We start from the raw sequence: 25652 nt of genomic DNA on the forward strand, positions 1-25652 counted from the left end.
ACCCGTCCACACCACGCACCGCCGCACACCACCGCACCCGGGGGAACCGACCATGCCCATCCCCGCCGACTGGCCCACCACCGAGGCCGAGGCACTCGCCGAACAGGAGCGGCTGCGCCCGCTCGTCCAGGCCCACGACGACGAGGCCCCCGGCGACCCGGGCCCCGACGCGCTCGTCGCCGGCGTGGACGTCGCCTACGACGACGACCACGACCTCGTCGCCGCCGCGGCCGTCCTGCTCGACCGCGACACCCTCGCCGTCGTCGAACAGGCCACCGCCGTCGGCCGGATCGCCTTCCCGTACGTCCCCGGACTCCTCGCCTTCCGCGAACTCCCCGCCGTCCTCGACGCACTGGCCGCACTCACCCGCACCCCCGACCTCGTCGTCTGCGACGGCTACGGCCTCGCCCACCCCCGCCGCCTCGGCCTCGCCAGCCACCTCGGCGTCCTCACCGGACTGCGCACCCTCGGCGTCGCCAAGACCCCCTTCACCTTCGACCACCACGAACCCGACGCGCCCCGCGGCTCCTGGACCCCGCTCACCGACCCCGCCACCGGCGAGGAGGTCGGCCGCGCCGTCCGCACCAGAGAAGGCGTGAAACCCGTCTTCGTCTCCGTCGGCCACCGCACCGGCCTCGACACCGCCGTCCGCACCACCCTCCAACTCGCCCGCCACTACCGCCTCCCCGAAACCACCCGGCACGCCGACTCGCTCTGCCGACGCGCCCTCACCGACGCCCGACGGACCGGGACGACCGCGAACTGACCAAGCCCCGGGCGGGATTCGGGCCCGGTGTGTTAGACATGAGACACCGGGGCCCGGCCCCGACCGCCAGGGACGGACGCACGGGGGAGGCGCCGAAATGGGATCAGGGACCACCGGAACCGGATCGACCGGCGGAGCCGGACAGGGCTACCGCATCGAAGTCGAACAACTCCGCGCCTTCGCCGGCCAAGTACGGCTGCTGCTCGCCGACTTCCAGAAACACGCCGACGGCAGCGACACGCACGGCCGCAGCGGCATCGGCAAGAACGCCTTCGGCACCTTCGCCGAAGCCACCGAGATCCACGGCCGCTACGGCACCATGCGGGACGCGCTGCGCGACGTCCTCAACCAGCTCCAGGAAGCCGTGAACGAGGCCCAGCAGAAGGCCGACCTCACCGCCGCCAACTACGAGGAGCAGGACCAGCACGCCGCCGCGAAACTCAAACTCGGCGACGACGGCTGGTCCGTCGCCCACCCCTCCGCCGGCAGCCAGGCCGCGGCCCAGCAGAACCTCACCCCGTCCACCCGCGGCAACGCCACCGTCTGACCGCCGCCCGCCCGGACCGAACGGAGGCCGACCGCCCGTGGTCTACACCGACTTCACCAAGTACAGCCACGCCCAGCTCCGCACCATGGCACAGGCCCTCGACCCCGGCGCGGTGATGGCCGCCGGAGACCCCTGGCGCAAGGCCGCCGACACCCTCAAACAGATCCGCCAGACCCTCACCAAAGCCAGCACCGAAGCCGCCACCTCCTGGGAAGGCACCACCAGCGACGCCTTCCACACCCGCATGCTCACCCTGGCCGCCAGCATCAACAACGCCGCCGCCTACGCCAACGACGCCGCCAACATCCTCCACACCGCCTCCGAAGCCATGGCCAAGGCCAAACGCGACATGCCCGAGGAACCCGGCAACTGGGACAAGGTCAAGGACACCGTCGGCGACGCCCTCTTCGGCGACGACGACGAACACCTCCCCCTCGCCGACCGCAAGAAGGCCGAAGCGGCCGCCATCATGCAAACCCTCGCCATGCACTACCGCATCGCCACCCCGGCCCTGAAGCCCCCGCCGCCACTTCAACGTCCGCCGGTTGACGAAGGCCGTGACGTCGGATCGCAGGCCGACCCGAGTGGGGCAGCCGCAGTGGCAGCCGCAGTGGTCTCGGGAACGTCGTTCGGAGTCGGGGGAACGCCTGCGAGGTCAGCAACTGCGGCCGCACCACGGCGGCCGAAGTACTCCCAGTCCCCGGTGACGGCTGGCAACACGCCCATCAGGGTGGCCGCCCCGACGGACGCCGGGATCAAGGGTGGTGTGGCGCAAGCTCCATCAAAGCTGTCGGCCGCCACGGGCAATGGTCCTGAAGCCGGTATCTCGGGTACTCCGGTGTCCCGTCCGAGCGGAAGCGTGCCGAGCCCCGTTACCTCCGGGACTCAGACGTCCGGTCTGAGTACGCCATCGCCTGCGGGCCCCACGAGTGGGCCGGTCGCCGGCGGCGGTACGCAGACGAGTGTCAGTCCTGGAGGGTCAACCATGCAGCCCACCCCGGTTGGGCCTGCTCCCGGGCAGAGCAAGGGCGGCTTCAGCGGTAGGGAGTTCGTCGTCGGTGCGACGCCGGTGGAGGGCCCGGGCCCACGCGGAGGCAGAGCCGTTGGCACTGGTGGCGGTGGCGAGGTCCATCCGGGTACGGGACCCGGGGGCCGCGGGAGAGCCGGTTCCAACCAGGCGGTGGGTGGGCCATCGGCCCGCCCGGGTGGTGCCGTCCGTGAGGCGGTTCCCGGGGCTGGAGCAGGCGGCAAACAGGCTTTCACGGAAGGCGGATCCGGGCTGGGAGCTCGCAGTCGACTGACTGCCGAATCAGGGGCCCGTGGTACGGGCGTCATGTCTCCCGGCATCCCGATGAGCGAGGCGCAGCGCCGCAGGAAGGGCCAGGGCAAGGATGGCAAACGGCCGGACTACCTGGTCGAGGACGAGGAAACCTGGGCGTCGGACAAGCCGACCAATCCGAACGTGGTGGAATGAGTTCGCTCTGTAAGCGGACAGGTGATCTGATCGCATCCCGCAGGTCGGTGATCTGCGGGATGCCTCATTGAGTGAGGTGTTCGGGTGGCGAGCCGCCTGTTGGCGCGTGGTACGGCGGCCCTTGCCGCGGGGACCTTGATCTGGGTTGTCACAGCACCAGCGGCATTGGCCGATCAGATCAGAGACCAGCAGTGGGCTTTGAAGACTTTTGAAGTAGAGACGAAGGTATGGCCAGTCAGTCAGGGCGACGGTGTCACCGTCGCGGTGATCGACAGCGGGGTGAACCCGGACCATCAGGATCTGACCGGACAGGTCCTTCCCGGGGCTGACTTCTCCGGCACCACGTCGGACGGCCGAGTCGATGCTGACGGCCATGGCACTGGCATGGCGAGCCTGATTGCGGGGCACGGGCATGGTGCACAGGCCGGAGTGATGGGCCTGGCCCCCAAAGTGAAGATCCTTCCGATCAAGGTGAGGACGAGCGAAGGCGGCCCGGCCCCCGAGCAGAACGACCTTGCGGCGGCCATCCGCTTCGCGGTGGACCACGGCGCGAAAGTCGTCAACATGTCCATCGGGGGGCCGTTCCGCTTCGACTCGCAGGCCCGCAAGGCCGTTGCCTACGCCGTGTCGAAGGATGTCGTGCTGATCGGAGGCGCAGGCAACAGCGTCACGGATTTGAGTGTCAATTACCCGGCCGCCTTCCCCGGGGTGGTGGCTGTCGGGGCAGCCGACTCCAAGGGGGGTGTATGGAACAGCTCAAAGCCGGGCCCGGAACTCACACTTCTTGCGCCCGGCGTGGAGATCTACCGTGCTTCGGCGAAGTCCCAGACGAGCTACGCGATCGGGAACGGCACTTCTGACTCCACCGCCTATGTTTCCGCCACGGCCGCGCTCATTCGCTCCAAATACCCAAGCCTGTCGGCTGGGCAGGTGATTAATCGCATGATCAAGTCGGCCGCTCCGCCGCTCGACGGGGCTGCAGTGCCCAATAGCAACTATGGCTACGGGGTGCTCTCGCCGGCAAAGGCGCTGGAACCGAACTCCGCCGTGGACAACGGTCCCCGGGAGAATCCGCTCGTCAATCGAGTGGAATCGCTGGGCACCCCGCCTCCGGTTGCTGAGGAGAGCGACGAGCCCTCCGTGGAGCCGATGGTCCCCGAGGGGGACCGCGGGAGCAGCGGGAGCGGGGTGGGGGTCGTGGTGGGGGTGGCGGCCGGGGGTTTGGTGTTGGTGGTCGGTGGCGTCGTGGCGCTCGTGGTGCGGGCGCGGCGGCGGGGGGCGGCGGGTGGGGGTTCGTATCAGTGAGTGGTGAGCCATTCGTCGCGTAGGGCGGCCATCTGGAGGACGTCCCAGTAGCGGTTGTCCCAGTGGTGGGCCTGGCGGGAGCGGCCTTCGAGGGTGAAGCCGGATTTGCGGTAGGCGTGGGCGGCGCGTTCGTTGTACTCGAAGACTTCGAGGTGGACGCGGTTGAGGCGGATGGTCTCGAAGGCGTGGCGCAGGACCAGGAGGGTGGTCTCGGTGCCGATGCCGCGGCCGGTGCTGTCCGGGGTGAGGGCGATCCGGAAGCTGGCGGAGGAGTTGTCGGGGTCGACGTCGGTGAGGGCGGTTTCGCCGAGGAAGCGGCCGGTGGTGGGGTCCTCGACGGCGAGGTCGAGGCGGTCGGGCTGGTCGGGGCGGGTGGCGCACCATTGGTGGATCCGGTCGCGGGTGAAGGCGGTGCGGGTGCCGGTGAGCCGGTTGGTCGTCTTGTCGGTGCAGAGTTCCCACATCGGGTCGGTGTGCCGTTCGTCGAGGGGGACGAGCCGGATGGTGGGGCCGTGCAGGGTGGGTTTCACGGCGAGGGCGGCGAGGTCGGCGGGGTTGGTGGTGTCGGCGGTCATGGCGTTCAGGATGGCGGGCCGGTTTCCGGTTCGTCCACGTATTTGATCCCGGTGGTGCGGGTGCGCATCGGGTTGGTGTGCGCGCGGGGATGGGGGCGTGTGATGAGGGAATGCGCCGGTCGGTGCGCCGGGGGTGGCAGCATTTCGGCGATCGCTGGCGTCATTGCCACTGGTGGGGCTTGTCGGGTGGTGGAGATGCTGGGCCCATGAGCGCTTCTGAGAGCACGCCAGTCGAGAGCACGTCGATCGCCGCCACCGACAGCACCGACGCCGGGATCGTCCCGGACACCAAGGACTGGACCTGGGTGTTGGAACGCCCGTGTCCCGACTGCGGGTTGGACACTCCGCGGGTGGTCCGGGAGGACGTTGCGGGGATGGTCCGGGCCAATGCGGAGGGCTGGCTGACGGTGTTGGCGGGGGAGGCGGACGGACTGCGCCGCAGGCCCGCCGCGGGGGTGTGGTCGGACCTGGAGTACGCGTGCCACGTCCGGGACGTCTTCCGGCTGTTCGAGGTCCGGTTGGGCCTGATGCTGGACCGGGAGGACCCGCTGTTCCCGAACTGGGACCAGGACGACACGGCCGTCGCAGAGCGCTACGGGGAGCAGGACCCGAAGGTGGTGGCCGGGGAGCTGGCGGAGGCCGCGGAGAGGCTCGCAGGGGCCTTCGAGCGGGTGGCCGGCGAGCAGTGGGGGCGGACCGGGAACCGCAGCGACGGGGCGCGGTTCACGGTCGAGTCGTTCGCCCGGTACCTGATCCACGACCCGGTGCACCATCTGTTCGACGTGACGGGCGAACGGGTCTGAGGCCGGGCCGGGGGCGGCGGGGGCGCGGGGTCACCAGCCGGAGGCCTCGCGCAGCATGGTGCGGCGCAGCCGTCCGGCCACGCTGGCGGCGTCGGTGCCGATGACGTCGGCGATCTCGGGGGCGGCGAGGCCGACGACGTAGTGCAGGATCGCCAGGTCGTCCTCGGCCGGGCGCCGGTCCGGGTCGGCGGTCACCCGGCGGGTGTGTTCGGCGACGGTGCCGCGCAGGATTTCCCAGGCGTGCGCGGTCGGGTTGGAGCTGCCCATCAACTCCCGCCAGTGCACCGCGATTTCCGCGAAGGCCTGCTGGACGGCGATGGCCGCGGCGGCGTGCTCGGTCAGCCACACGCGCGCATAGCTGAGGTACCGGGGGCGGTGGAGTTCGCAGAACGCGGTGAACTCCAGTGGTACGTCCGCCGGCTCGCCGGGCCCCGGGGGCGGCTCGGCGGAACTCTCGTGACGGTTGGTCATCTCGGCTTCTCGGAAAGGGAGATGGGTTTCTGACGGTCGATCATCTGTGCTCACTCTACGGTAGGCCCTCGGTGCGCTGGGTGACCAATCCGATGGAATGCCCGGAACCCGCCGCCGCCAGGCCGGTTCCGGTGGCGACCGGGTGCGGCGCGGCGGCGGGACGGCCGGGAAGGCGGCCGGCGAGGGCCGGCGGGGCAGTACTGCGCAGTGACGGGGGACTCGTAGGTGCGAGGGTGTCGCAGCTGGTCAGAGCGTGTAGGACGGCTGTGGCTGCAAGGCAGTTGATGTGACACCGTAGGGCCTGAGGAGGCTGGCGTCCACGCTCAGGGCGCGAACCTGCGCCCGCACAACCACCCGCACAACCGCACTCACGATCGTCGCGGAGATCACCACGGACGGGGACACGGTCGTCATCACGGTGACGGTCGTGCGCGCGGCGTTGACGGCGTCGACGGCGTGCGCGTCGGGGCGGTTCCGTGGCGGCCGGGCGCCGCCGGGCACATCGACCGCGCCCCGGCGGCCTGAACGGGACCGGCCTGAACGGAACCGGCCTGAACGGGACCGGCCGGGGCGGGAGGGCGGGCGGAGCGGCCGCCGGTCAGGAGGTCGTACGGGCCTCCGTGGGGGTGATCCGGTCGACGGCGGTGTCCCGCTCGACCTGGGTCGGGAAGGCTTCGACGGCCCGTCGCCGGGCCGCCTGTGCCACGGCTGCGGCCGCGGCCGCAGCCGCCGCGGCTGCTCCGGCGGCGGCCTCCTCGCGCTCGCGCCGGTGCGCGGCGCCCGCGGCGTGCGTCCCGGAGCCGTGCGTTGCGGAGCCGTGGGGGCCGACGGCGTGCGTTGCGGAGCCGTGCGGGCCGACGGAGAGCGCCCCGGAGGCGTGCGGACCGGTGGAGAGCGCCCCGGAGCCGTGCGTCCCCGGGGTGTGCGTCCCCGGGGTGTGCCCGCCGCCCGTGACGGCTCCGGGGGCGTGCTCACCGGCGGGCTGCCCCGGGGCCCGTCGTCGGCGGCCGAGTGCGGCCCGGGCGGCGTGTTCCTCGGCAGCCTGTCTAGCGGCCAGGTAGGCCTGTACGGCGGCCATGCCGTAGACGGGCTGGATGAGCTGATGGCCCTTGAAGAAGGGCCTGGCCGGGGCGAACCCGGCGGCGACCACGAGGTCGCGGATCTCTGCTATCTCGGCTTCACTGCGGGCGGTGAAGCGGACCTCCCAGCCCTTCTTGTACGTATGGCCCTTTTCGCCGCTGCGGCGGGCGGGGTCCGGGCGGCGGACGTATCCGGGCAGGCGGCCGAGGCGGAGCTGGGCCGCGCGGAGGCCGGCGGTCTCGTCACGTGACATGACGTAAGCCTAGGCAATCCCCGGGGCGGGATTGACGCCTTGGGCATCCCTCGCCGTATGCCTTTGATCACTCTGGGTCAGGCGACCAGGTCGACGATCGTTTTCGATCACATATGACAACCTGATGAGCGTCAATTACTCCAAATGAGTGAGGGTATGAGGACTTTAGTGCGGGCTGATCCCGGTTTCGCGACGGTTGAGTAACAGTGCGTCAGGGTCCCGGTCGCGGGTCCGGGGGGTTGGGGATGGTGTCGGCATGAGCTACCGGATTCCGATGCCGCCGCCGTCCCTGGAGGAGCTGGCGAAGCGTCAGCAGAACGTCGTCACCGCGAGCCAGTTGCGCGCCCGGGGCGTGCCGGCCCGGATCATCACCGAGCACTGCCGCCGGGGTGGACCCTGGCAGCGGATGCTGCCCAGGGTCTACCTGCTGCAGGCCGCCGAGCCCACCCCCGAGCAGCGGATGTGGGCCGCGCTGCTGTACGCCGCGCAGAACGGTCGCGAGGAGGGTCGCCGGGAGGGTGCGGTGATCACCGGCACGGCCGCGCTGGCGCTGTACGGCTTCACCGTCGTGCCCCGGCTGCCCGCGGTGACGGGGGTGGACGTCCTGGTGCCCCGGCAGCGCCGGCTGAAGGACGTCGGTGAGGTCCGGATCCGGCGCACCGAACGGGAGTTGGTGGCCCGCTCGGTGCACGGGCTGGCCTGTGCGCCGGTGGCCCGGGCGGTGGCCGACGCGCTGGTCGAGTGGACGGCGGAGCCGTCGGGCGGCCCGGCCCCGGTGCGCGAGGTGCTGAGGGAGGCCCTCGCTCTGCCCGGGAACCACTGCACGGTGCGGGAGTTGGTGGCCGAGCTGACCGACTCCGGGCTGACCTGCGAGCCTCGGGTGCGTGCCGCGCTGGACGAACTGCTGGCCACCGAGCGGGATTTGGTGTTGGAGCGGCTGGGGAGCCTGATGGACGAGTGGCTGCTGCCGGCGCCGCTGAGCGCCCCCGAGCTGCGGATGCGCGGCGGTACGTACATCGCCGTCCCGGACCTCTACTGGCCGGAGCGGGGCGTCGCGGTGGAGGTGGACTCGGAGCTGCGCTGCGTGAGCGAGGGCGAGGCCGCCTGGGTGCGCGGCGGCCAGCACCGGATGGAGTACCTGGGCGTCCGCGTGGTGTACGTCTGCGGGGCCCGGCTGGCCGCCGACCCGGACGTGGTCGGCGGCGAACTGCGCGAGGCGTACCGGGCCGGCGGGACGGACGTGGTGGAGCTGCTGGTGGTCTGAGCGGCCCCGCGGGCACGACCCGGCGAGCACGACCCCGCGGCCGTGCCCCCGCGAACACACACCCCCCCGCGAGCACACCCCCGCGAACACGCCACCCGCGAGCACCCCCCGGGCGCGGCCCCGGGAGCCGCTACGGACGGACCAGCGGTGTGCCGACCAGCTCGACCCCGGCCGCCCGCAGCTCGGCCAGCGCGGCGGCGGTGGTCTCCGCGGCGACCCCGGCGGTGAGGTCCAGCAGCACCCGGGTGCTGAAGCCCGCCCGGGCCGCGTCCAGCGCGGTCGCCCGGACGCAGTGGTCGGTGGCGATGCCGACCACGTCGATCTGGTCGACCTGCCGCTCGCGCAGCCACTCCACCGGACCGCGGTTGTTCTCGTCCAGCCCCTCGAAGCCGCTGTACGCCGCCGAGTGGGCGCCCTTGTCGAAGACCGCCTCGACCGCGCCGGAGATGACGGCGGGTGTGAAGTTGGGGTGGAAGCCCACGCCCTCGGTGCCGGCCACGCAGTGCGGCGGCCAGCTGTCGACGTAGTCCGGTTCGGCGGAGAAGTGGTCGCCCGGGTCGATGTGGTGGTCGCGGGTGGCGAGGATGTGGTGGTAGCCGGGGGAGGACTCGGCGATCAGGTCGGTGATGGCGGCGGCCACCTCGGCGCCGCCGGCGACGGCCAGGCTGCCGCCCTCGCAGAAGTCGTTCTGCACGTCGACGACGATCAGTGCCCGGTGCATGGCTCGCATCCTCGGATCTCGGGGGCCCGCGGGCGGCGGCGCCCCGGTGGGGGGGAGCCCTCGGGAGTACGCGGCCCGGCCGCGGCGGGCGCGGGGGGTACTCGGGGAGCTCCGGGGGAACTCGGGGAACTCTACGGTCGACTGTAGGGAGTGGCGCGCGGGGGCGGAAGTCCCCGGGGCCGGTCCGGTGGGCCGGTCCCGGCCCCGGGTTCCGGTCAGTGGGCCGGCCCGGCGGGCAGGACCAGTTCGGTCGGCAGCACCGGGTCGCCCTTGGACAGTTGGGTGGCCGACAGCGGCAGGGCGGCGCGGGCGCGCACGTGCCGTTCGCGGGCGGCGCTCAGCGGCTCCCGGCCGACGGTCTCGCCGTCCAGCACCAGCGGCACCTGCATCAGGTGCGGGCGCAGCCCGTCCGGGACGGGTCCGGTGCCGACCACCTCGGCCTCGGCGACGCCGTCGGCGTCGGGCCGGCGGGCCGCCCACTTGCGGCCGCCGATGCTGGTCTTGCCGCCGGCCGCGCGCTTGGCGACCGGCACCATCGGCCCGCCCTCGGTCTCGGCGCGGGCGACCAGCTTGTAGACCATCGCGCAGGTCGGGTGGCCGCTGCCGGTGACCAGGCTGGTGCCGACGCCGTAGCCGTCCACCGGTGCGGCGGCCAGGGCGGCGATCGCGTACTCGTCGAGGTCGGAGGTGACGATGATCCTGGTCCGGTCGGCGCCGAGCTCGTCCAGCTGGCGGCGGACCCGGTGGGCCAGCAGGGTGAGGTCGCCGGAGTCGATCCGGACGGCGCCCAGTTCGGGGCCGGCCACCTCGACGGCGGTGCGCACGGCCTCGCGCAGGTCGAAGGTGTCGACCAGCAGCGTGGTGCCCTTGCCCATGGAGGCGATCTGCGCCGTGAAGGCGTCCCGTTCGCTGTCGTGCACCAGGGTGAAGGCGTGGGCGGCGGTGCCGGTGGTCGGGATGCCGTGGGTGTACCCGGCCTCCAGGTCGGAGGTGGCGGCGAAGCCGGCCACGTAGGCCGCTCGGGCGGCGGCGACGGCGGAGTGCTCGTGGGCGCGGCGGGCGCCCATCTCGATCACCGGGCGGCCGCCGGCGGCGGCGGTCATCCGGGAGGCGGCGGCGGCGATGGCCGAGTCGTGGTTGAGGATCGAGAGGATCACCGTCTCCAGGATCACGGCCTCGGCGAAGCTGCCCTCGACGGTGAGCAGCGGCGAGCCGGGGAAGTAGACCTCTCCCTCGGGGTAGCCGTGGATGTCGCCGCGGAAGCGGTAGTCGGCGAGGAAGCGCAGGGTGGTCTCGTCGACCACGTCCTGGTCGGCGAGCCAGTCCAGCTGGGGGGTGGTGAAGCGGAAGTTCTCGACGGCGTCCAGGACCCGACCGGTGCCGGCCATGACGCCGTATCGGCGGCCGCTCGGCAGGCGGCGGGTGAAGACCTCGAAGACGGAGCGGCGGTGCGCGGCCCCGCTGCGCAGGGCGGCCTGCAGCATGGTGAGCTCGTAGCGGTCGGTGAGCAGCGCGGTCGAGCCGGCCGCGCGCACGGAAGTGGCGTCCATACGGATGATGCTACTACCACTTAGCGTCAGAGTGACGATTTCTCGGCGAGCGTGCCGGGCCGGAATCGCCGGGGTGTCCCCCGGATGGCAGCATGGGGCATGAGGGGTTACGGACGACTGTGCAGCGAGGAGGACCCGGCTTGAGCGTCGCGCCCGTGGAGATCGAGCGCCCGGAGGTCGAGGGGGTGCCGGTGACCGAGCCGGACACGCCCTGGGTGACCATCGTGCACAACGACCCGGTCAATCTGATGAGCTACGTCCAGTACGTCTTCCAGGCCTACTTCGGCTATCCGAAGGACAAGGCCCGGAAGCTGATGATGGACGTCCACACCAAGGGCCGGGCGGTGGTCTCCAGCGGCTCCCGCGAGGAGATGGAGCGCGACGTCCAGGCGATGCACGGCTACGGCCTCTGGGCGACGCTGCAGCACGACTGACGCCGGACCGACCGGCGCCGGCCGGACGGGCGCCGGCGCGACCGGCGCACAGGCGGCCGGGGCCGGCCCGACGGGTGCCGGACCGCCGGCCGTACGACCGAAGACGACGAAGACGGGCTGACCGATACAGATGGCTGGGTTGTTCGAGAGTGCCGGCGGTGGCGGCGCGGCGATCGCGCTGGACGAGTGGGAGGCCTCCATCCTGCGCTCGCTGGAAGTGCAGTTGCTGGAGCTGATCGGCCCCGGTCCGGGCGGGGAGGGTGACGACCCCTTGGCCGCGCTGTTCGCCGAGGGCCCGACCGAGGCTCCCGCCGACCCGGCGCTGGCCCGGCTCTTCCCGGACGCCTACGGCGACCCGGGGAAGCCGGAGGACGAGGAGGCCAGGGTCGCGTCCGGCGAGTTCCGCCGCTTCACCGAGCTGGACCTGCGGGCCCGCAAGCGGGACGACGCGCTGTTCGTGGTCCGGGCGCTGGACGGCCTCGGCGACGGCGGGGTGCTCAAGCTGGCGGTGCCCGACTGTCAGCGCTGGCTGGGCGCGCTGAACGACCTGCGGCTGGCCGTCGGCGTCCGCTTGGAGGTCACCGAGGACGACGAGGACGGCCTCTACGAGCTGCCGGACGGCGACGAGCGCAAGCCGCTGGTGATGGCGTACCTGTGGCTGGGGGCCCTGCAGGAGTCGCTGCTGGAGGCCATGGCGGACTGAGTCCGAGCGGAACCGTCCCTCGGGAGAGCGATCCTGCCCGATTCCGGGCAAGCCCCGGCCGTTTCGTCCAGAATGTGGACGATTGGCCGGGGCATTTCTTATGAAAATCGGGCAAACCATACCAGGTCATGCTCAAATAACGCTCAGGTGGACACCGCTGTCCGAACTTCGCGTGGTACGACTTCTCCACCCCCGAGACCGACCAGGACGGTGCACAGTGGCCGAGAAGTTGTACGACGAAAGGGTCGACAGCGCGGCGGACGGCGAAGGCTACGAGCGCGGGCTCGGCAGCCGCCAGATCCAGATGATCGCGATCGGCGGAGCGATCGGCACCGGCCTGTTCCTCGGCGCCGGCACCGCGATCTCCCGCTCCGGCCCGAGCCTGATCCTCTCCTACGCCGTCGCCGGCCTGGTGATCTTCGTGATCATGCGGGCGCTCGGCGAACTGCTCACCTACCGACCGGTCTCCGGCAGCTTCGCCGAGTACGCCCGGGAGTTCCTCGGCCCCTTCGCCGGCTACGTGACCGGCTGGACGTACTGGCTGTTCTGGGTCGTCACCGGCATGGCGGAGACCACCGCCGCCGCCGTCTACGTGCGGTTCTGGGCGCCCGACATACCGCAGTGGGTCAGTGCGCTGACCTTCCTGGTCCTGCTCTACGCGGCCAACCTGATCTCGGTGAAGCTGTTCGGCGAGATCGAGTTCTGGTTCTCCATGGTCAAGGTCACCGCCATCATCGGCATGATCCTGATCGGCGTCGGGGTGCTGACCCTCGGCTTCAGCAAGGCCGGTGACACCGCGTCGCTCGGCCACCTCTGGCAGGACGGCGGCTTCTTCCCCCGGGGCATCGGCTCCACCGTGATGACCCTTCAGATCGTCATGTTCGCCTACCTGGGCGTCGAACTCGTCGGCGTCACCGCGGGCGAGAGCGAGAACCCCGAGAAGACCCTGCCGCGGGCCATCAACACCCTGCCCTGGCGGATCATGCTGTTCTACATCGGCGCGCTGGTGGTCATCCTCTCGCTCGTGCCGTGGACCGAATTCCGGCCCGGAGTCAGCCCGTTCGTCGCCGCCTTCGGCAAGATCGGCATCCCGGCGGCGGCCGGCATCATCAACTTCGTGGTGCTCACCGCCGCGCTCTCCTCCTGCAACTCCGGGATGTATTCCACCGGCCGCATGCTGCGCGACCTCGCGCTGCGCGGCCAGGCCCCGGGACGGCTCACCAGGCTCAACTCCCGCCGCACCCCGGCCTTCGCGATCACCGTCTCCTGTCTGCTGATGGGGATCGGCGTGGTGCTCAACGGCGTCGTCCCGGCGCGGGCGTTCGAGTACATCACCTCGGTCGCCACGGTCTGCGGCCTGTGGACCTGGGCGATGATCCTGATCTCCCAGATCCGCTACCGCCGGGCCTGGCGGGCCGGCCAGCTGCCGGCGCCCACCTTCAAGGCGCCCGGCGGCTCCTGGGTCAGCTGGGCCGCGCTCGCCTTCCTCGCCCTGGTCGTGGTGCTGATCGGACTGGACCGGGACAACCGGATCTCGCTGTTCGTCTTCCCGTGCTGGGCCGTGCTGCTGGTGGTCGGCTACCAGGTGCTCAAGCGCCGCGACCCGCGAGCCCTCCACGACGTCGCCGCGGACCGGCAGCCCGCCGCCGACGGCAGCCTGCCCGCCGGCGACGGGAGCCTGGACGCCCGCTGACCGGGCCCGGACGCCACGGCCCGGCCACGGCCCCGACCCCGGCGCCACGGACCGGACGCGGACACCCGCCGGCCGGACGTGGACACCCACCGACCGCGCCTCGGACGCCCCGGCGGACAGCCGCCGGGGCGTGGCTATCCTGGCCCGCATGCTGACCATCACCCGAGAACTCCGCGACCGGATCGTGGCCCACGCCCGCGCCGACCACCCGGACGAGGCCTGCGGCGTGGTCGCCGGACCGGCCGGCAGCGGCCGGCCCGAGCGGTTCGTCCCGATGCTCAACGCCGCCCGCTCGCCCACCTTCTACGAGTTCGACTCGGGCGACCTGCTCAAGCTCTACCGCGAGATGGACGACCGGGACGAGGAGCCGGTGATCGTCTACCACTCGCACACCGCGACCGAGGCCTACCCCTCGCGCACCGACGTGAGCTACGCCTCCGAGCCGTTCGCCCACTACGTCCTGGTCTCCACCGCCGAGGGCGAGGGCGAGGACGACCCGTACCAGTTCCGCTCGTTCCGCATCGTGGACGGCGAGATCACAGAGGAAGACGTGCAGGTCGTCGAGGCCTACCCGGTCTGACCGGCACCCCCGCGGACGCGGCCCGCCGACCCCTCCCGAAGGGGCGGCGGGCCGCTGTCGTCTCAGCCCTGGGAACGGGAACATCCGGATCCCGAGACGGCCATGTCGGAGCGGGCCCGGGAATCTATACGATGAGCCCATGCGTTCCGTCGATGTGAGCACTCAGGCCCCGGGCACCCGCCTCGTGGCGCGCCTGCACATCGACCTGTGCCGGCACGCCGGTGCGATCTGTCCCGGCACGCCCGCGCGCTCGCGCTGAGAGCCGCTTCACCACCTCACCCGGGCCCGCCGCCCCCGGCGACGCCGAGCCCGGGCGACCGCCCCGCCGCCTCCGCCGCGGCCCACTCACTCCACGACTCGCCCAGGAGCGCACTCATGGCCATCGAGGTCCGCATCCCGACCATCCTCCGCACCTACACCGACGGCGCCAAGGCCGTCGAGGGCAACGGCAGCAACCTCGGGGAACTCTTCACCGACCTCGACGCCCGCCACCCGGGCATCGCCGCCCGCCTGGTCGAGGGGGGCGAGCTGCGCCGCTTCGTCAACGTCTACCTGAACGACGAGGACGTCCGCTTCCTGGAGGGCATCTCCACCGCCCTCGCCGACGGCGACAGCGTCACCATCCTGCCCGCCGTGGCCGGCGGCGCCCGCTGACCTCCCGGTTCCCCCGCCCGCACGGCGGGGGAACCGCCCTCTCCACCCCACCGCCTTGGCCGGAGGCCCCCCTTGCGTTACGACAGTCCGCTCGAAGCCGTCGGCAACACCCCGCTGGTCCGTCTGCCGAGGCTGTCCGCCGCCGTCCCCGGCAACGCCGACGGCCTGGTGAGCCTCTGGGCCAAGCTGGAGGACCGCAACCCGACCGGCTCGATCAAGGACCGCCCGGCCCTGCACATGATCGAGCGCGCCGAGGCCGACGGCCGGCTCACCCCCGGCTGCACCGTCCTGGAGCCCACCAGCGGCAACACCGGCATCTCGCTGGCCATGGCCGCCAAGCTCAAGGGCTACCGGATGGTCTGCGTGATGCCGGAGAACACCAGCGAGGAGCGGCGCGAACTGCTCCGCATGTGGGGCGCCGAGATCATCCCCTCCCCGGCGGCCGGCGGCTCCAACACCGCCGTACGGATGGCCAAGGAGATCGCCGCCGAGCACCCCGACTGGGTGATGCTCTACCAGTACGGCAACCCCGACAACGCGGGCGCCCACTACACCGGCACCGGCCCCGAGATCCTCGCCGACCTGCCCACCGTCACCCACTTCGTGGCGGGCCTCGGCACCACCGGCACCCTGATGGGCGTCGGCCGCTACCTGCGCGAGAAGGTCCCCGGCGTGAGGATCGTCGCCGCCGAACCGCGCTACGACGACGTGGTGTACGGGCTGCGCAACCTCGACGAGGGCTTCGTCCCCGAGCTGTACGACGCCGAGGTGCTCACCACCCGCTTCTCGGTCGGCTCCGCGGACGCCGTCCGCCGCACCCGCGAACTCCTCCAGCAGGAGGGCATCTTCGCGGGCGTCTCGACCGGCGCCATCCTGCACGCGGCGATCGGCGTCGGGCGCAAGGCGGCGGCCGCGGGGGAGCGCGCGGACATCGTCTTCGTGGTCGCCGACGGCGGCTGGAAGTACCTGTCCACCGGCATCTACACCGCCGAGTCCACCGAGGCCGCGGTCGAGGCGCTGCAGGGCCAGCTCTGGGCGTAGGGCCCAGGGGCCAGGGCCCGTCCCGTGGATCCTCGCCGGGCCCGCGGCATCCGGGGGCAGGCCGCTAACCGCGCGGCAGCGCCCGCTGCGCCCGGGCCCAGACCTGCCGGTCCACCGCGCCGGCCCGGCGGCGGAAGGCCGACAGCGGTACCTCGCGCAGCTCGTCGGTCTCCAGCCAGCTGGCCCGGCCCTCCCGGTCACCCACCGTCCCGGGCGGCAGCGGCAGTACGCCCGGGCGTTCCGCGTGGTGCTTGCTGGTGATCTTGGCGACGGTGGCGGTCCGGCCGTGCACCCGCAGCACCAGGCACGGGCGGTCCTTGGACCCGGGCCCGTCCTCGAACGGCACCTGCGCCCACCAGATCTCCTGCGGCTCGGGGCCGGCCCCCGGCCGCGGCTTCGGGCCGGTCGGCCCGGACGGGCGCGGGGCCGGGCGGGTGCGCCGCACCAGCGCCGCCGCGGCGGCGGCCAGCAGCGCGACGCCCAGCAGCGACAGGACGAGCCAGGTAGCGGTCATGCCGTTCATGCGGCGAACCGTACCGGGCCGGGGTGAACGCCACTACCGTGCCGGCCGTGACGGTCGGGCATATGTCCGCGCATTGCTCCCGGTTCGTCACGGAACTGCCACAATGCCCGTTCTGCGCCCGGAGTCCCGGCCGGTCCGGCAAGGCTGCGTCACGAACGTCCGCCCCCGTCCCCCGGAGGTGCCCCCGTGACCCGTGGCCCCGAGCTGTGGTCCTGCGCCGAGATCGCCCGCCACATCAACGTCCGGCCCGCGACCGTCCGCAGTTACCGCCGGCACCGGCTGCTGCCCGATCCGGACGTGATCGACGGCAGCGGCCGCCCGCGGTGGTACCCGTTCACCATCCGTACCTGGGCCCGCAACCGGCCCCGGCGCCGCTGATCCCCGGCCCGTCAACCACCCCCGCTCCAGCTCCCGGCGTTCTGGTGATTCCGCCCACAGCCCGGCACGGGGACGGGGGCAAAGTGCCGCTCCGCCCTTACCCTCGACACACCAACGCAGTGCTACCGGCCGGTTCGCCGCGCCCGGCCTGCCGTTTTCCATGCCGTTTTCCACGCTGTCCGGTGGAGGACGGCGATGCCGTTTTCCAGCAGCAGCCAGGATGTGTCGGGGCGGAGGGGCTCGGATGAAACTGACCGTGGTGGGGTGTTCGGGGAGCTTCCCGGCCGCCGACTCGCCCTGCTCCAGCTACCTGGTCGAGGCCGAGGGCTACCGCGTCGTGCTCGACCTCGGCAACGGAGCCCTCGGTGCCCTCCAGAAGTACACCGGCCTCTACGACGTCGACGCCGTCCTGCTCAGCCACCTGCACGCCGACCACTGCGTCGACCTGTGCGCCTACTGGGTGGCGCGCAACTACCGCGCCGAGGGCTGCCCCGAACTGCTGCCCGTGTACGGTCCGGCCGGCACCGCCGAGCGGCTCGCCCGCGCCTACGACATGCCGGAGAACCCCGGGATGAAGGAGGTGTTCGAGTTCCGCACGCTCACCCCCGGCAGCTTCGAGCTCGGCCCGTTCCGGATCGGCGTCGCCCAGGTCAACCACCCCGTCGACGCCTTCGCCTTCCGGCTGGAGCACGACGGCCGCTCGCTGGTCTACAGCGGGGACACCGGCGAGAGCGCCGAACTCGTCGAACTCGCCCGCGACACCGACCTCTTCCTCTGCGAGGCGGCGTACATCGACGGGCGCGACACCTATCGGGCCGTCCACCTCAACGGCCGCGAGGCGGGCGAGCACGCCGCCGCGGCCGGCGCCCGCCGACTCGTCCTCACCCACATCCCCCCGTGGACCGACGCCGAGCACAACCGGCGGGACGCCGCGGCCGCCTACCCGGGGCCGGTCGAGGTCGCCCGGGCCGGTGCGGTGTACGAGGTCTGAGCAGCCCGGCGGGGGTTGCGCGGGATGCCGCGGAAGTCCCGGGAAAAAGTTCCGGGACGACCTGCAACCTCGCCGCCCCCCGTACGTCCTAGTAGGTGAGCGGCGGGAAACGCCGCCGGAACGGTCGGCCCGTCGGGCGCGGCCGCGATCACACCACTCACCAGGCTTGCTTCGTGCTGCCCGGATCCGGCGTGCCGGTCCGGAGCGGAAATCCAGGGGGATCCCATGCGCAAGACCAACCGTGCCCTGAACCGGGCCCGCCGGCTCGTTCCGGCGGTCGCGCTGACCGCCGCGCTGGTGGGCGGCGGCGCCGTGACCGCGACCCCGGCGTTCGCCGCCGCCGGGCCGCTCAGCCTGACCGTGCACGCCCCGGCGGTGGTCGGCTTCGCGGGCGGGCCGGTCGAGTTCACCGAGCACATCGGCAACCCGGGGGACCAGGGCACGTCCGTCGTGCTGGACTTCGAGATCGAGAGCGACCTCGGGACGCCGCCGAACGCCCTGAGCCTCGACTACTTCAGCGACATGACCGGTGGCTGGCTGCCGGTGGACCTGAAGGCGCGCTCCGAGGGGAACCGGCTGGTCAACGCGGGCGGCACCGGCAAGGTGACGGTTCCGGCGGGCGGCACCGACGTCAGGCTCCGCCTCGGTGTTCCGATGGGCAAGCCGCACGACGGGGCCACCAACGGCGGCACCGGCCCGAACCTCGCCTTCCGCACCGCCGTCAAGGGCTGGTGGCAGGATTCCCCGGTCGAGCCGCCGCTCAACGACACCCACGTGATCAACGTGGAGGGGATCACCAACGGCGTGTCCGGGGTCCCGGCCACCGCCGTCGCGGGCGGGGCGCCCATCGAGTTCGACGCGGTGCTCAGGAACCCGACGCCGTCCGCCTACACCAACCTCGGCAACGTGCTGTTCACCGACCGGCACGCCAGGGTCGAGGTCCGCGGCGCCGACGGCACCTGGACCGTCCTGGCGCCGGTCACCACCGAGGCCGAGCCTCCGGCGGGCTTCTACCTGGACGGCCGAAACTCCTCTGCGGCCCCCGGGAGTTCGCAGACCAAGCGGGTCCGGGTCAGCTACCCGGCCGACATGCCGCAGGGCGCGACCGAGCTGAACCCCTGCGTGTTCGTCAACGAGGGCGACGGCACGCCCTTCCGCGGCACCACCATGTGCTCGCCCGGCGCCACCGTCCGGGTCGTCGCCCCGGAACCGAAGCCCACCACCACGCCCGCCCCGACCGGCACCCCGGAGAGCACCGGGACCCCGGCCCCGACCCCGTCCACCGGCTCCAACGGTTCGAACGGTTCGAAGCCGCAGCCGGGCGGCGACGCGCCCGCCGCCCAGCAGGCCGGCGACGTCACCAGGGCACCGGCCGCCCCGGCCGCTTCGGCGCCCGCCGCGCCCGCGGGCGACGCCCCGGCGGCCGGTGACCGGCCGGTGGGCGGCCACCTGGCCTCCACCGGCGCCGACAGCGACCGGACCGGCCTGATCGCGGGCGTCGGAGCGCTGCTGGTGGGCGCCGGCGCGGGGGCCTTCTTCCTGGCCCGCCGCCGCCGCACCAGCTGACCGCCCGCCGTGGGGGGGGGGGGCTGGGGGGGAGGGGGGGAGAGGGGGGAGGGGGCGAGGAGGGGCAACGACAGGGGGGTGGAGACGGGGGGGTCCCGGGGCGCGGCTGTCGGAGGTGCGCAGTACGGTCCTGTCATGGCAGCCAGAATCGATCTGACCCTCGACTGCGCGAACGCACCGCTCCTCGCCGCGTTCTGGAAGACGGCACTGGGCTATGTCGACGAGCCGCCGCCCGCTCCCTTCAAGACCCGCGAGGAGTGGCTCGCGCAGTTCGACCTGCCGGAGGACGACTCCGCGGACGACGGGGCGTGGCTCTGCGACCCCGACGGCGTCGGCCCCCGCCTGTCCATCCTCAAGGTCCCCGAACCGAAGACGGCGAAGAACCGGCTCCACATCGACGTCCGGGTGCCGGGACACGGCAGCCCCGGTGAGCGGTGGGCGCGGATCAAGGCGGAGTCCGAGCGGCTGGTGAAGGCGGGCGGGGCCGTCCTGCAGGAGTTCGACGGGCACCACGTCGTGATGGCCGACCCGGAGGGCAACGAGTTCTGCGTCGCCGCAGCCGCAGCCGCAGCCGCAGCCTCGGCCTGAGGCCCGCAGGGCCGGGGAGCCGGGCACGCGCGCCGAGGACGGTGGATCCGACGCGGCGCCCGACGGTCACGGCCGGCCGGCTCCGGCGGTGCGCAGTGGGGGAGTGCGGTCAGCGGCCGGCCAGATGGCGGGAGATGAGATCGACCTCCTCCAGCTGGGCGGTGGTCAGGCGCCGGGCTTCCCGGACGACCGCGGCCACGTCCGCGGCCCGGGAGTGGAGCGGCGGCAGGTCGTCCGGCAGGCGCATGCCGCCGACCGCCGCCAGGTCGGGCGCGGGGATGCCGAGCACTCCCGCGAAGCCGGCCACCAGCTCGGGGGTCGCTTCGGTGGTGCCGCGGCCCACCCCGCCGATCGTGGACGGCGACAGATATATCCGCCCGTCGGTCACCGCGTACAGGGCCTTCGCCGTGCACGTCCACTTGAGGTTCCGACTGTGCGCGAGCTCAAGGAGCACCGCCCCGAACCCCGGTTCGTACCGGTGGTACGGCCGGTCGATCCCGCCCCGCCCCTCCCGCCGCACCAGGGGCTGCGCCCGGATCGCGTCCAGTAGCGGACGCCGGTTCTCGGCGGGCATGACCATCGTGTTGTGAACGACGGGGCCGACCGACCAGTGCGGATTGCGGGTGACCGGCGTCAGGTCGTCGGGCACCGGCTGCCGGGCAAGGACGAACAGGTCGGCGGCGTGCAGCCCGAGCACCGGCGCCAGGCCCCTGAGCAGCTGTCCGGTCGGCACCCGCCCGTCGAGTACGGCCCGCAGCTCCGTCGGGTCGGCGCCGGCCGCCGCCGAGAGCGCGGCGGCGTCGATCGCCCGACGGTCCGTCAGGTGCGCCAGCAGCGCGCCGAACTCCAGTACTCCGGTCATTCCGCCAGCGTATCCACCTGCGCGGAGCCCGCCCGGCGCGCGCCCGCTGCGGTCGCTCCGGCGGCACACCGTGGTTGCCGGTACGTGCCTACGGCCTACGGCCGGTACCGCTCGGCGAGGTCGCCGTAGCCGCCCGCTGTCCAGACCGCCTTGCGGAACTCCGCGAGGCCGAGCGGCCCGGTGCCCTGTCCGGCGGTGGGCGGGAAGTGCGCGGTGCCGCAACGGGCGCAGTACCAGGCCTGCTGTCGGCCCGTCCCCCTGATCACCCGTCGGCCTGCGCGGCGGCCAGCACCTCGCGGACGGTGGTGACCCACTCGTGGTCCTCACCGACCCGGGACGTCAGCGCGTCCAGGGTGTGTTCGAACGCCACCACCGCCTCCTCGCGTCGGAGCAGGCCGAGGCCGAGCCGGCACTGGTCCCGTCGGAAGGCCGTCATCAGGGCTTCCGGGTGGTCCGGGCCGTACTCCGCGCTCTCCCCGGCGAGCACGGTCTCGTACAGCCGCAGGGCCTCGGCGCGGTCACCGTGCAGTCGTGTCAGCCGTGCCAGGCACAGGGCCGCCTCGCGGCTCTGCTTGTCCGCCGGGCCGAGGACGTCGGCGTACGCGTCGGCCACCTGCCGCAGCTCGTCGATCGCCTCGGTGTGCCGCTGCTGCTTCTCGAACAGGTGGGCCAGGCAGTGGCGCTCGGACAGGACGACGGAGTCCATGCCGTCCACGGACTCCAGGCGGATCGCGAGCACCGCACGGATCTCCCGTTCGGCCTCCTCCCTCCGGCCGCCCTTGCTCAGCAGGTCGGCCCGCTCGTGCCGGAGCCGGAGCGCACTCGTGAGGACCGGCGCCGGCACCGGGCCCCTGCCGTCCAACGACGACAGGGCCCCTTCGTACTCGGCGAGCGCGTCGTCCCGCCGCCCCTGGTGGACGAGGTTCTTCGCCAGGCAGCTCGTCATGTTCCAGTACAGCTCGTATTCCTGGGCACCGGCACGTTCGAGGTCCTGCAGCACCGACCGGTACTCCATCTCCGCCTCGGCCCACCGCTGGGCGGCGTCCAGGGCGTGGGCCATGTGATGCCGGTCCTGCAGCGGCAGGAAGTGGTGGTCCGACGCCGACCGGCTCCGGGTGTGCTCGATCAGCTGCCGGTACTCCTCGTCGGCGCCGCTCTCGCCGTGGCCGCGTTCCGCGATCAGATGGGCGAGCGTCCCGTGCACCAGCAGCGTGTACGGATCGGTGGCACCGAGCGCCCGGCGGCAGTCCGTCAGGAGCTCGCGCAGCTCGGCCTCGACCTGGGCGTCCTCCTCGGGCCGGCAGGAACGCCGGGCGGTCGCGACGTCGTGCCGGGTGATCAGCGTCTCGATGTGGTCCGCGCCGAGCTGCGCCGTCTGCTCGGCCAGCAGCCGCTCGAACTCGCCCAGGTGTTCCTCGTCGTACCCGCGGGCCGTGGTCAGCTGGGACAGCGCTCTCTGGGTGAGCAGCGTGTACGGGTCGTGCGGGCCGAGTACCCGACTGCGCAGCAGCCGGATGGCGTGCAGTTCGGTCACCAGCTCCGCCTCGGACAGCATGCCCAGGGAGAATCGGTGACCGGCCAGGTCGAAGCGGGTGATCAGGGTCTCGGGACTGTCGGCCCCGAGCGTCTGCGCCTGCCGGGTGACGATGTGTTCCAGCTCCCGCAGCTGTTCCTCGCCCCGGAGTGCCTGGTTCCTGTCGGCGAGCACCGCGCGGTGACGGATCGACAGCCGGAGCGGGTGGTCCGGGGGCAGGAAGGCCGCGCGCCGTTCGAGGAGGCCGGCCAGTTCCTGGTCGGCCTCCGCCCCCGCGAAGACCTTGAAGGCGAAGCCGCCGAGCCCGACCCGCAACAGGGGTAGCAGCACGGCGTCCTCGTCACCGCCCGGTGCCGCGGCCAGCGCGGCGACGACGTGGGGGAAGAGCAGCCGCCACCAGAGCCAGTTCCCGGGCTGCTCCGGGGCGCGGGCCGCGCCCCGTTCGAGGATTTCCGCGGCCGCCCGCCACACGGCCGTCCGGTCCTCGGCCGGGCCTTCGGCCAGCCGCAGGGCGTTGGCCTCCAGCACCAGCCGGTGGCTGGCCAGGCACGGTATGGGGTCGTGCCCGTCGGACGAGCCGCCCGACCCGATGTCCACCACGTCGAGCAGGCCCAGGTCGATCAGCGCCTCGATCGCCCGGTCCACCCGCTCCGCGTCGGCTCCCCGGGCCGTCGCGCCCGGGAGCGGCAGCGGGTCGATGTCGAGCAGTCCCACCGGGAAGGGGGTCAGGGCGCAGCACGACAGCAGGCGCATCAGGGACCGGGCCTCGGGCAGCCGTTGCTCCTCCAGCAGGTCGAGGGAGAGTTCCCAGGTGCGTCCGATCAGCCGGCGGTGGAACTGCTCGGTCCCGGCGTCGTCGCCGCGCCACGTCCCGCCCTGGTCCAGGAAGCCGGCCCCCGCCTCGCCCAACGCCTCCGCGTAGGCGGTGAAGCCGCGGACCCGGCCGCCGGGACGGCCGTCCCGGTGCCGCAGCAGCCCGGCGCCCCGCGCCGACCTGGCCAGGTACGATCCGGCGAGCTTGAGCGCCAGCGGCAGCCCGTCGAGCCGCTGGGCCAGGACCATCGCCTCGTCCGGATCCCCGGCCTCCCCCGCGAGGTCCAGCAGGACGTCCCGGCCGTCGGCCGGGACGAGCACGCCGACCCGGTGGGTGTCGGCCTCGTGCCCCCAGATCCCGGGGCTTCCCACCCGGGTGGTGACCACGGTCATCCCGGCCCGGCTCGAACGCAGCCAGCCGGTGCCGTCGCCGGGCGCGCCGCTCTCCGCGGCCAGCCACGAGGGCTCGTCGACGTTGTCGACCACCAGCAGCCACGGGTGCTCCGCGCCGTCCAGCTCCCGCCAGACCAGATCGGTCGCGCTGATCCGGCCGGCCCAGGCCGCCTCGATCTCGTCCGGGGCCGCGCCCGACTCGCGCGCGACCTCCCGCATTCCGGTGACCAGGCGGTCGGGTGAGGAGGCGGACACCCAGTACACCCGGTAGCCCCGGTCCCGGGCCCGGCGGGCGAGGTGCAGGGCCAGCGTGGTCTTGCCGCAGCCGCCCATGCCGTGGAGGATCTGGGGCCGGCCGTCGCCCTGGGACAGCCGGGTCTCCAACAGGTCCAGCAACTCGTCGCGTCCTCGGACCCGGGGCGGCAGTTCGCCGTACGGCGGGCGGATGGAGAAGGTGCCGGGGCCGGCGGGCCGGGACGGCACCGGCTGGGCCCGCACGGGGTCGCCACCACCCCTGGCCGCGTGCTTCGCCGCCTCCAGGGCGTCCCCGGCGGCCTTGTGCGCGTCGGCCCAGTCACGGTTCGGAGCGGCGTCGCATCCGAGCAGCAGGGCTTTGAGCGTCTCCCAGGTCGGGACGCGCTTGCCGGTCAGCACGTCCGACACCGTGCTCTTGCCCACGCGGGTGCCGGCCGCCAGATCCCGCACGCCGGAATAACCGGCCGCCCGCGCCACCTCGCCCAGCCGGCCCGCCAACTCCCGCACCGGCTCTGGCGCGTCAGCGTCCACCTCACCGAAGCCCACTGCCACTCCCTCCCGGCCGATCGATGTGTCCCGAGCGTACGGCGTCGGTGTCCGGTCGGACGTCCCCGGGACGCCGGACGGACACGATCCGTCCAGGCCGCGGCCTCGTTGTCCGGCCGCTGTCCGACGGCCGTTCAGGACAGCCCCGCACCTCCGTACACCGGAGACAGCGGCCGACGGGGCCGCGGTGGCGCACAGGGAGGGAACGGTTCACATGGATCTACTGCTGACGGTCGTGGACTTCGTGCGGGAGCACGGTACGGAACTGTCGGTCGGGATCGGGGCGTTGCGACTGACCGTCGACACGGTACGGGGCATCAGGTCGCTGCTCCGTCGGCGGGCGCGATCGGCCGGATAGCCGGTGGCCGATGGCCGGCGACAGGGCGGCCCGGCGGGCGGTGTGCCCGCCGGGCCGCTCGGCCCTCCGGTCCGGCGTCCGGCTGTGCGAGGGCTGTCGGGCGATGTCCCGCACGCCGGACTCGCGTTCGGCGGTGTCGATCAGGTCGACCACCTGGACCCGGTGGCGCCTTGCACGGGTCATCGGATCACCGGACGTCGTCGTGCCCGAGACCGCGGTCGGGCGCGCTCATGTCGCCCGTCCCGGGCGTGCCGTCGGCGAGCCCGTAGCGCAGGAACACCGTGCCCTGCGCACCGGCCGCCGGCGGTTCGAGGAGCGTCAGGTTCGTGGGCACCGCGCCACCGTCGAACACCTTCTTCCCGACGCCGAGCACGATCGGGTGCACCCACAGGTCGAGACGGTCGAAGAGCTTCTCCCGCAGGAGGGTCTGCACCAGGTCCAGGCTCCCGACGACCTTCACGTGCTCGTGCCGGTCACGGACCTCGCGCACCGCGCCGGCCAGGTCCGGGCCCAGCAGCGTGGACCCGGCCCACGGGAGGCCGGGCGTGCCGCGCGACGCCACGTACTTCGGGACGCGGTTGAAGAGCTCGGCGATCTCGCCCTCCTTCTGGTGCGGCCAGTAGGCGGCGAAGATGTCGTACGTCCGCCGGCCGAGCAGCAGGGCGTCCGTGCCCTCGTACGCGGCGAGGATCTGCGCCCCGGTGCCCTCGTCGATCAGGGGCGCCTGCCAGCCGCCGAACGGGAACCCCACCGGGTCCTCGTCGGGGCCGCCGGGCGCCTGCCCGACGAGGTCGAGGGTCGCGAACAGTTCGATGTGGATGAGGCCCATGTCTGCACTCCCGGTGAGTTGGTCGTCCCCGTCGAGATGTAGACCTTCCGGGGCCGGAAAACTCATCGCCGCGCCGGTGCCCGGTTTCCGCTGCCCGGTTTC

The 25652-nt window shown here is 72.8% G+C and carries 28 protein-coding genes; 18 read left to right on the top strand and 10 right to left on the bottom strand.

The features are described 5' to 3' along the window. Nucleotides 1–52: 52 nt before the first annotated feature. The 4 genes from ACFVGO_RS15765 to ACFVGO_RS15780 all read left to right on the top strand — a co-directional run bounded on the left by ACFVGO_RS15765 (nt 53) and on the right by ACFVGO_RS15780 (nt 4092). On the top strand, nt 53–766 hold the full coding sequence (locus tag ACFVGO_RS15765; RefSeq protein WP_359904176.1) for an endonuclease V: 714 nt from the start codon (nt 53–55) through the stop codon (nt 764–766). A gap of 97 nt (nt 767–863) precedes the next feature. Then, the gene (locus tag ACFVGO_RS15770; protein WP_359904173.1) at nt 864–1313 is read left to right on the top strand and encodes a hypothetical protein; all 450 of its coding nucleotides are present in this window, start codon (nt 864–866) and stop codon (nt 1311–1313) included. Between the two features lie 37 nt (nt 1314–1350). After that, entirely contained in the window at nt 1351–2787 is a 1437-nt protein-coding gene (locus ACFVGO_RS15775) for a hypothetical protein (protein WP_380632223.1), read from the top strand. An 84-nt stretch (nt 2788–2871) separates the two neighbouring features. Beyond that, a complete protein-coding gene (locus ACFVGO_RS15780) occupies nt 2872–4092 on the top strand; it encodes a S8 family serine peptidase (RefSeq protein WP_380632225.1) in 1221 nt (406 codons plus the stop codon). On the opposite strand, the gene ACFVGO_RS15785 is transcribed toward ACFVGO_RS15780, so the two are convergent. Then, on the bottom strand, nt 4086–4667 hold the full coding sequence (locus ACFVGO_RS15785) for a GNAT family N-acetyltransferase (protein ID WP_380351929.1): 582 nt from the start codon (nt 4665–4667) through the stop codon (nt 4086–4088). The genes ACFVGO_RS15780 and ACFVGO_RS15785 overlap by 7 nt on opposite strands. Before the next feature lie 206 nt (nt 4668–4873). On the opposite strand from ACFVGO_RS15785, the gene ACFVGO_RS15790 reads away from it, so the two are divergent. After that, on the top strand, nt 4874–5470 hold the full coding sequence (locus tag ACFVGO_RS15790; protein WP_359904161.1) for a DinB family protein: 597 nt from the start codon (nt 4874–4876) through the stop codon (nt 5468–5470). A gap of 30 nt (nt 5471–5500) precedes the next feature. Here the strand turns inward: ACFVGO_RS15790 and ACFVGO_RS15795 are convergent, their stop codons facing one another. Both ACFVGO_RS15795 and ACFVGO_RS15800 read right to left on the bottom strand, forming a co-directional pair. After that, the gene (locus ACFVGO_RS15795; RefSeq protein ID WP_359904158.1) at nt 5501–5941 is read right to left on the bottom strand and encodes a hypothetical protein; all 441 of its coding nucleotides are present in this window, start codon (nt 5939–5941) and stop codon (nt 5501–5503) included. A 598-nt stretch (nt 5942–6539) separates the two neighbouring features. Beyond that, nucleotides 6540–7274 (bottom strand): hypothetical protein, encoded by a 735-nt coding sequence (locus ACFVGO_RS15800; protein WP_380632227.1) that lies wholly within the window; start codon nt 7272–7274, stop codon nt 6540–6542. Nucleotides 7275–7530: 256 nt separating this feature from the next. Between ACFVGO_RS15800 and ACFVGO_RS15805 the strand changes: the two genes are divergently transcribed. Further along, a complete protein-coding gene (locus tag ACFVGO_RS15805; RefSeq protein WP_380632228.1) occupies nt 7531–8538 on the top strand; it encodes a hypothetical protein in 1008 nt (335 codons plus the stop codon). 130 nt (nt 8539–8668) lie between these two features. Here ACFVGO_RS15805 and ACFVGO_RS15810 read toward each other — a convergent pair whose 3' ends face one another. Both ACFVGO_RS15810 and ACFVGO_RS15815 read right to left on the bottom strand, forming a co-directional pair. After that, nucleotides 8669–9259, bottom strand: coding sequence for an isochorismatase family protein (locus ACFVGO_RS15810; RefSeq protein ID WP_380632230.1), 591 nt, complete (start codon nt 9257–9259; stop codon nt 8669–8671). 215 nt (nt 9260–9474) lie between these two features. Continuing rightward, nucleotides 9475–10809 (bottom strand): nicotinate phosphoribosyltransferase, encoded by a 1335-nt coding sequence (locus ACFVGO_RS15815; protein WP_380351935.1) that lies wholly within the window; start codon nt 10807–10809, stop codon nt 9475–9477. Between the two features lie 140 nt (nt 10810–10949). Between ACFVGO_RS15815 and clpS the strand changes: the two genes are divergently transcribed. From clpS to ACFVGO_RS15850, 7 genes are all read left to right on the top strand, one after another. Beyond that, the gene (gene clpS / locus ACFVGO_RS15820; protein ID WP_049654313.1) at nt 10950–11243 is read left to right on the top strand and encodes an ATP-dependent Clp protease adapter ClpS; all 294 of its coding nucleotides are present in this window, start codon (nt 10950–10952) and stop codon (nt 11241–11243) included. Between the two features lie 130 nt (nt 11244–11373). Continuing rightward, on the top strand, nt 11374–11946 hold the full coding sequence (locus ACFVGO_RS15825; protein ID WP_380632231.1) for a DUF2017 domain-containing protein: 573 nt from the start codon (nt 11374–11376) through the stop codon (nt 11944–11946). A gap of 304 nt (nt 11947–12250) precedes the next feature. Next, a complete protein-coding gene (locus ACFVGO_RS15830) occupies nt 12251–13639 on the top strand; it encodes an amino acid permease (protein WP_380632263.1) in 1389 nt (462 codons plus the stop codon). A gap of 148 nt (nt 13640–13787) precedes the next feature. After that, the gene (locus tag ACFVGO_RS15835) at nt 13788–14219 is read left to right on the top strand and encodes a M67 family metallopeptidase (RefSeq protein WP_359904141.1); all 432 of its coding nucleotides are present in this window, start codon (nt 13788–13790) and stop codon (nt 14217–14219) included. Between the two features lie 139 nt (nt 14220–14358). Then, nucleotides 14359–14478, top strand: coding sequence for a putative leader peptide (locus ACFVGO_RS15840; protein ID WP_310593142.1), 120 nt, complete (start codon nt 14359–14361; stop codon nt 14476–14478). Nucleotides 14479–14594: 116 nt separating this feature from the next. Further along, nucleotides 14595–14873: a MoaD/ThiS family protein gene (locus ACFVGO_RS15845; protein WP_030242903.1), complete on the top strand. Its 279-nt coding sequence runs from the start codon at nt 14595–14597 to the stop codon at nt 14871–14873. Between the two features lie 72 nt (nt 14874–14945). Next, complete coding sequence (locus ACFVGO_RS15850; protein ID WP_359904138.1) at nt 14946–15914, top strand: cysteine synthase; 969 nt, start codon at nt 14946–14948, stop codon at nt 15912–15914. A gap of 64 nt (nt 15915–15978) precedes the next feature. Here ACFVGO_RS15850 and ACFVGO_RS15855 read toward each other — a convergent pair whose 3' ends face one another. Further along, nucleotides 15979–16437, bottom strand: coding sequence for a type II toxin-antitoxin system PemK/MazF family toxin (locus ACFVGO_RS15855; RefSeq protein ID WP_380351937.1), 459 nt, complete (start codon nt 16435–16437; stop codon nt 15979–15981). A 186-nt stretch (nt 16438–16623) separates the two neighbouring features. On the opposite strand from ACFVGO_RS15855, the gene ACFVGO_RS15860 reads away from it, so the two are divergent. The 4 genes from ACFVGO_RS15860 (at nt 16624) to ACFVGO_RS15875 (ending at nt 19960) form a co-directional block, all read left to right on the top strand. Continuing rightward, nucleotides 16624–16815, top strand: a complete 192-nt coding sequence (locus ACFVGO_RS15860) for a MarR family transcriptional regulator (RefSeq protein WP_359904135.1) — start codon at nt 16624–16626, stop codon at nt 16813–16815. Between the two features lie 244 nt (nt 16816–17059). Further along, entirely contained in the window at nt 17060–17806 is a 747-nt protein-coding gene (locus tag ACFVGO_RS15865; protein ID WP_359904132.1) for an MBL fold metallo-hydrolase, read from the top strand. Nucleotides 17807–18031: 225 nt separating this feature from the next. Next, a complete protein-coding gene (locus ACFVGO_RS15870) occupies nt 18032–19372 on the top strand; it encodes an LAETG motif-containing sortase-dependent surface protein (RefSeq protein ID WP_380632234.1) in 1341 nt (446 codons plus the stop codon). Nucleotides 19373–19507: 135 nt separating this feature from the next. Continuing rightward, a complete protein-coding gene (locus tag ACFVGO_RS15875) occupies nt 19508–19960 on the top strand; it encodes a VOC family protein (protein ID WP_380632236.1) in 453 nt (150 codons plus the stop codon). 109 nt (nt 19961–20069) lie between these two features. Here ACFVGO_RS15875 and ACFVGO_RS15880 read toward each other — a convergent pair whose 3' ends face one another. From ACFVGO_RS15880 to ACFVGO_RS15890, 3 genes are all read right to left on the bottom strand, one after another. Next, nucleotides 20070–20822 carry a hypothetical protein gene (locus ACFVGO_RS15880; RefSeq protein ID WP_359899144.1) on the bottom strand — a complete coding sequence of 251 codons (753 nt, stop codon included), beginning with the start codon at nt 20820–20822 and terminating at the stop codon, nt 20070–20072. Nucleotides 20823–20917: 95 nt separating this feature from the next. Then, complete coding sequence (locus ACFVGO_RS15885; RefSeq protein WP_359899142.1) at nt 20918–21088, bottom strand: hypothetical protein; 171 nt, start codon at nt 21086–21088, stop codon at nt 20918–20920. Then, nucleotides 21085–24363: an AAA family ATPase gene (locus tag ACFVGO_RS15890; protein WP_380632239.1), complete on the bottom strand. Its 3279-nt coding sequence runs from the start codon at nt 24361–24363 to the stop codon at nt 21085–21087. The genes ACFVGO_RS15885 and ACFVGO_RS15890 overlap by 4 nt, the downstream gene beginning before the upstream one ends. A 214-nt stretch (nt 24364–24577) precedes the next feature. Here ACFVGO_RS15890 and ACFVGO_RS15895 point away from each other — a divergent pair, with 214 nt between their 5' ends. Next, entirely contained in the window at nt 24578–24721 is a 144-nt protein-coding gene (locus ACFVGO_RS15895) for a hypothetical protein (protein ID WP_359899138.1), read from the top strand. A 187-nt stretch (nt 24722–24908) separates the two neighbouring features. Here the strand turns inward: ACFVGO_RS15895 and ACFVGO_RS15900 are convergent, their stop codons facing one another. Then, nucleotides 24909–25550: a dihydrofolate reductase family protein gene (locus tag ACFVGO_RS15900; RefSeq protein ID WP_359899136.1), complete on the bottom strand. Its 642-nt coding sequence runs from the start codon at nt 25548–25550 to the stop codon at nt 24909–24911. Nucleotides 25551–25652: the final 102 nt, after the last annotated feature.

This window comes from Kitasatospora sp. NPDC057738 (assembly GCF_042798815.1).
In the GTDB taxonomy this organism is placed as follows: domain Bacteria; phylum Actinomycetota; class Actinomycetes; order Streptomycetales; family Streptomycetaceae; genus Kitasatospora; species Kitasatospora lactacystinica.

Bases quoted from the DNA above. Each gene is read 5' to 3' on its own strand.
- ACFVGO_RS15900 (WP_359899136.1), bottom strand. From the start codon at position 25,550: ATGGGCCTCATCCACATCGAACTGTTCGCGACCCTCGACCTCGTCGGG.
- ACFVGO_RS15765 (WP_359904176.1), top strand. From the start codon at position 53: ATGCCCATCCCCGCCGACTGGCCCACCACCGAGGCCGAGGCACTCGCC.
- ACFVGO_RS15875 (WP_380632236.1), top strand. From the start codon at position 19,508: ATGGCAGCCAGAATCGATCTGACCCTCGACTGCGCGAACGCACCGCTC.
- ACFVGO_RS15770 (WP_359904173.1), top strand. From the start codon at position 864: ATGGGATCAGGGACCACCGGAACCGGATCGACCGGCGGAGCCGGACAG.
- ACFVGO_RS15790 (WP_359904161.1), top strand. From the start codon at position 4,874: ATGAGCGCTTCTGAGAGCACGCCAGTCGAGAGCACGTCGATCGCCGCC.
- ACFVGO_RS15810 (WP_380632230.1), bottom strand. From the start codon at position 9,259: ATGCACCGGGCACTGATCGTCGTCGACGTGCAGAACGACTTCTGCGAG.
- ACFVGO_RS15845 (WP_030242903.1), top strand. From the start codon at position 14,595: ATGGCCATCGAGGTCCGCATCCCGACCATCCTCCGCACCTACACCGAC.
- ACFVGO_RS15800 (WP_380632227.1), bottom strand. From the start codon at position 7,274: ATGTCACGTGACGAGACCGCCGGCCTCCGCGCGGCCCAGCTCCGCCTC.
- ACFVGO_RS15855 (WP_380351937.1), bottom strand. From the start codon at position 16,437: ATGAACGGCATGACCGCTACCTGGCTCGTCCTGTCGCTGCTGGGCGTC.
- ACFVGO_RS15830 (WP_380632263.1), top strand. From the start codon at position 12,251: ATGATCGCGATCGGCGGAGCGATCGGCACCGGCCTGTTCCTCGGCGCC.
- ACFVGO_RS15895 (WP_359899138.1), top strand. From the start codon at position 24,578: ATGGATCTACTGCTGACGGTCGTGGACTTCGTGCGGGAGCACGGTACG.
- ACFVGO_RS15865 (WP_359904132.1), top strand. From the start codon at position 17,060: ATGAAACTGACCGTGGTGGGGTGTTCGGGGAGCTTCCCGGCCGCCGAC.
- ACFVGO_RS15840 (WP_310593142.1), top strand. From the start codon at position 14,359: ATGCGTTCCGTCGATGTGAGCACTCAGGCCCCGGGCACCCGCCTCGTG.
- ACFVGO_RS15825 (WP_380632231.1), top strand. From the start codon at position 11,374: ATGGCTGGGTTGTTCGAGAGTGCCGGCGGTGGCGGCGCGGCGATCGCG.
- ACFVGO_RS15805 (WP_380632228.1), top strand. From the start codon at position 7,531: ATGAGCTACCGGATTCCGATGCCGCCGCCGTCCCTGGAGGAGCTGGCG.
- ACFVGO_RS15880 (WP_359899144.1), bottom strand. From the start codon at position 20,822: ATGACCGGAGTACTGGAGTTCGGCGCGCTGCTGGCGCACCTGACGGAC.
- ACFVGO_RS15785 (WP_380351929.1), bottom strand. From the start codon at position 4,667: ATGACCGCCGACACCACCAACCCCGCCGACCTCGCCGCCCTCGCCGTG.
- ACFVGO_RS15815 (WP_380351935.1), bottom strand. From the start codon at position 10,809: ATGGACGCCACTTCCGTGCGCGCGGCCGGCTCGACCGCGCTGCTCACC.
- ACFVGO_RS15795 (WP_359904158.1), bottom strand. From the start codon at position 5,941: ATGACCAACCGTCACGAGAGTTCCGCCGAGCCGCCCCCGGGGCCCGGC.
- ACFVGO_RS15835 (WP_359904141.1), top strand. From the start codon at position 13,788: ATGCTGACCATCACCCGAGAACTCCGCGACCGGATCGTGGCCCACGCC.
- ACFVGO_RS15870 (WP_380632234.1), top strand. From the start codon at position 18,032: ATGCGCAAGACCAACCGTGCCCTGAACCGGGCCCGCCGGCTCGTTCCG.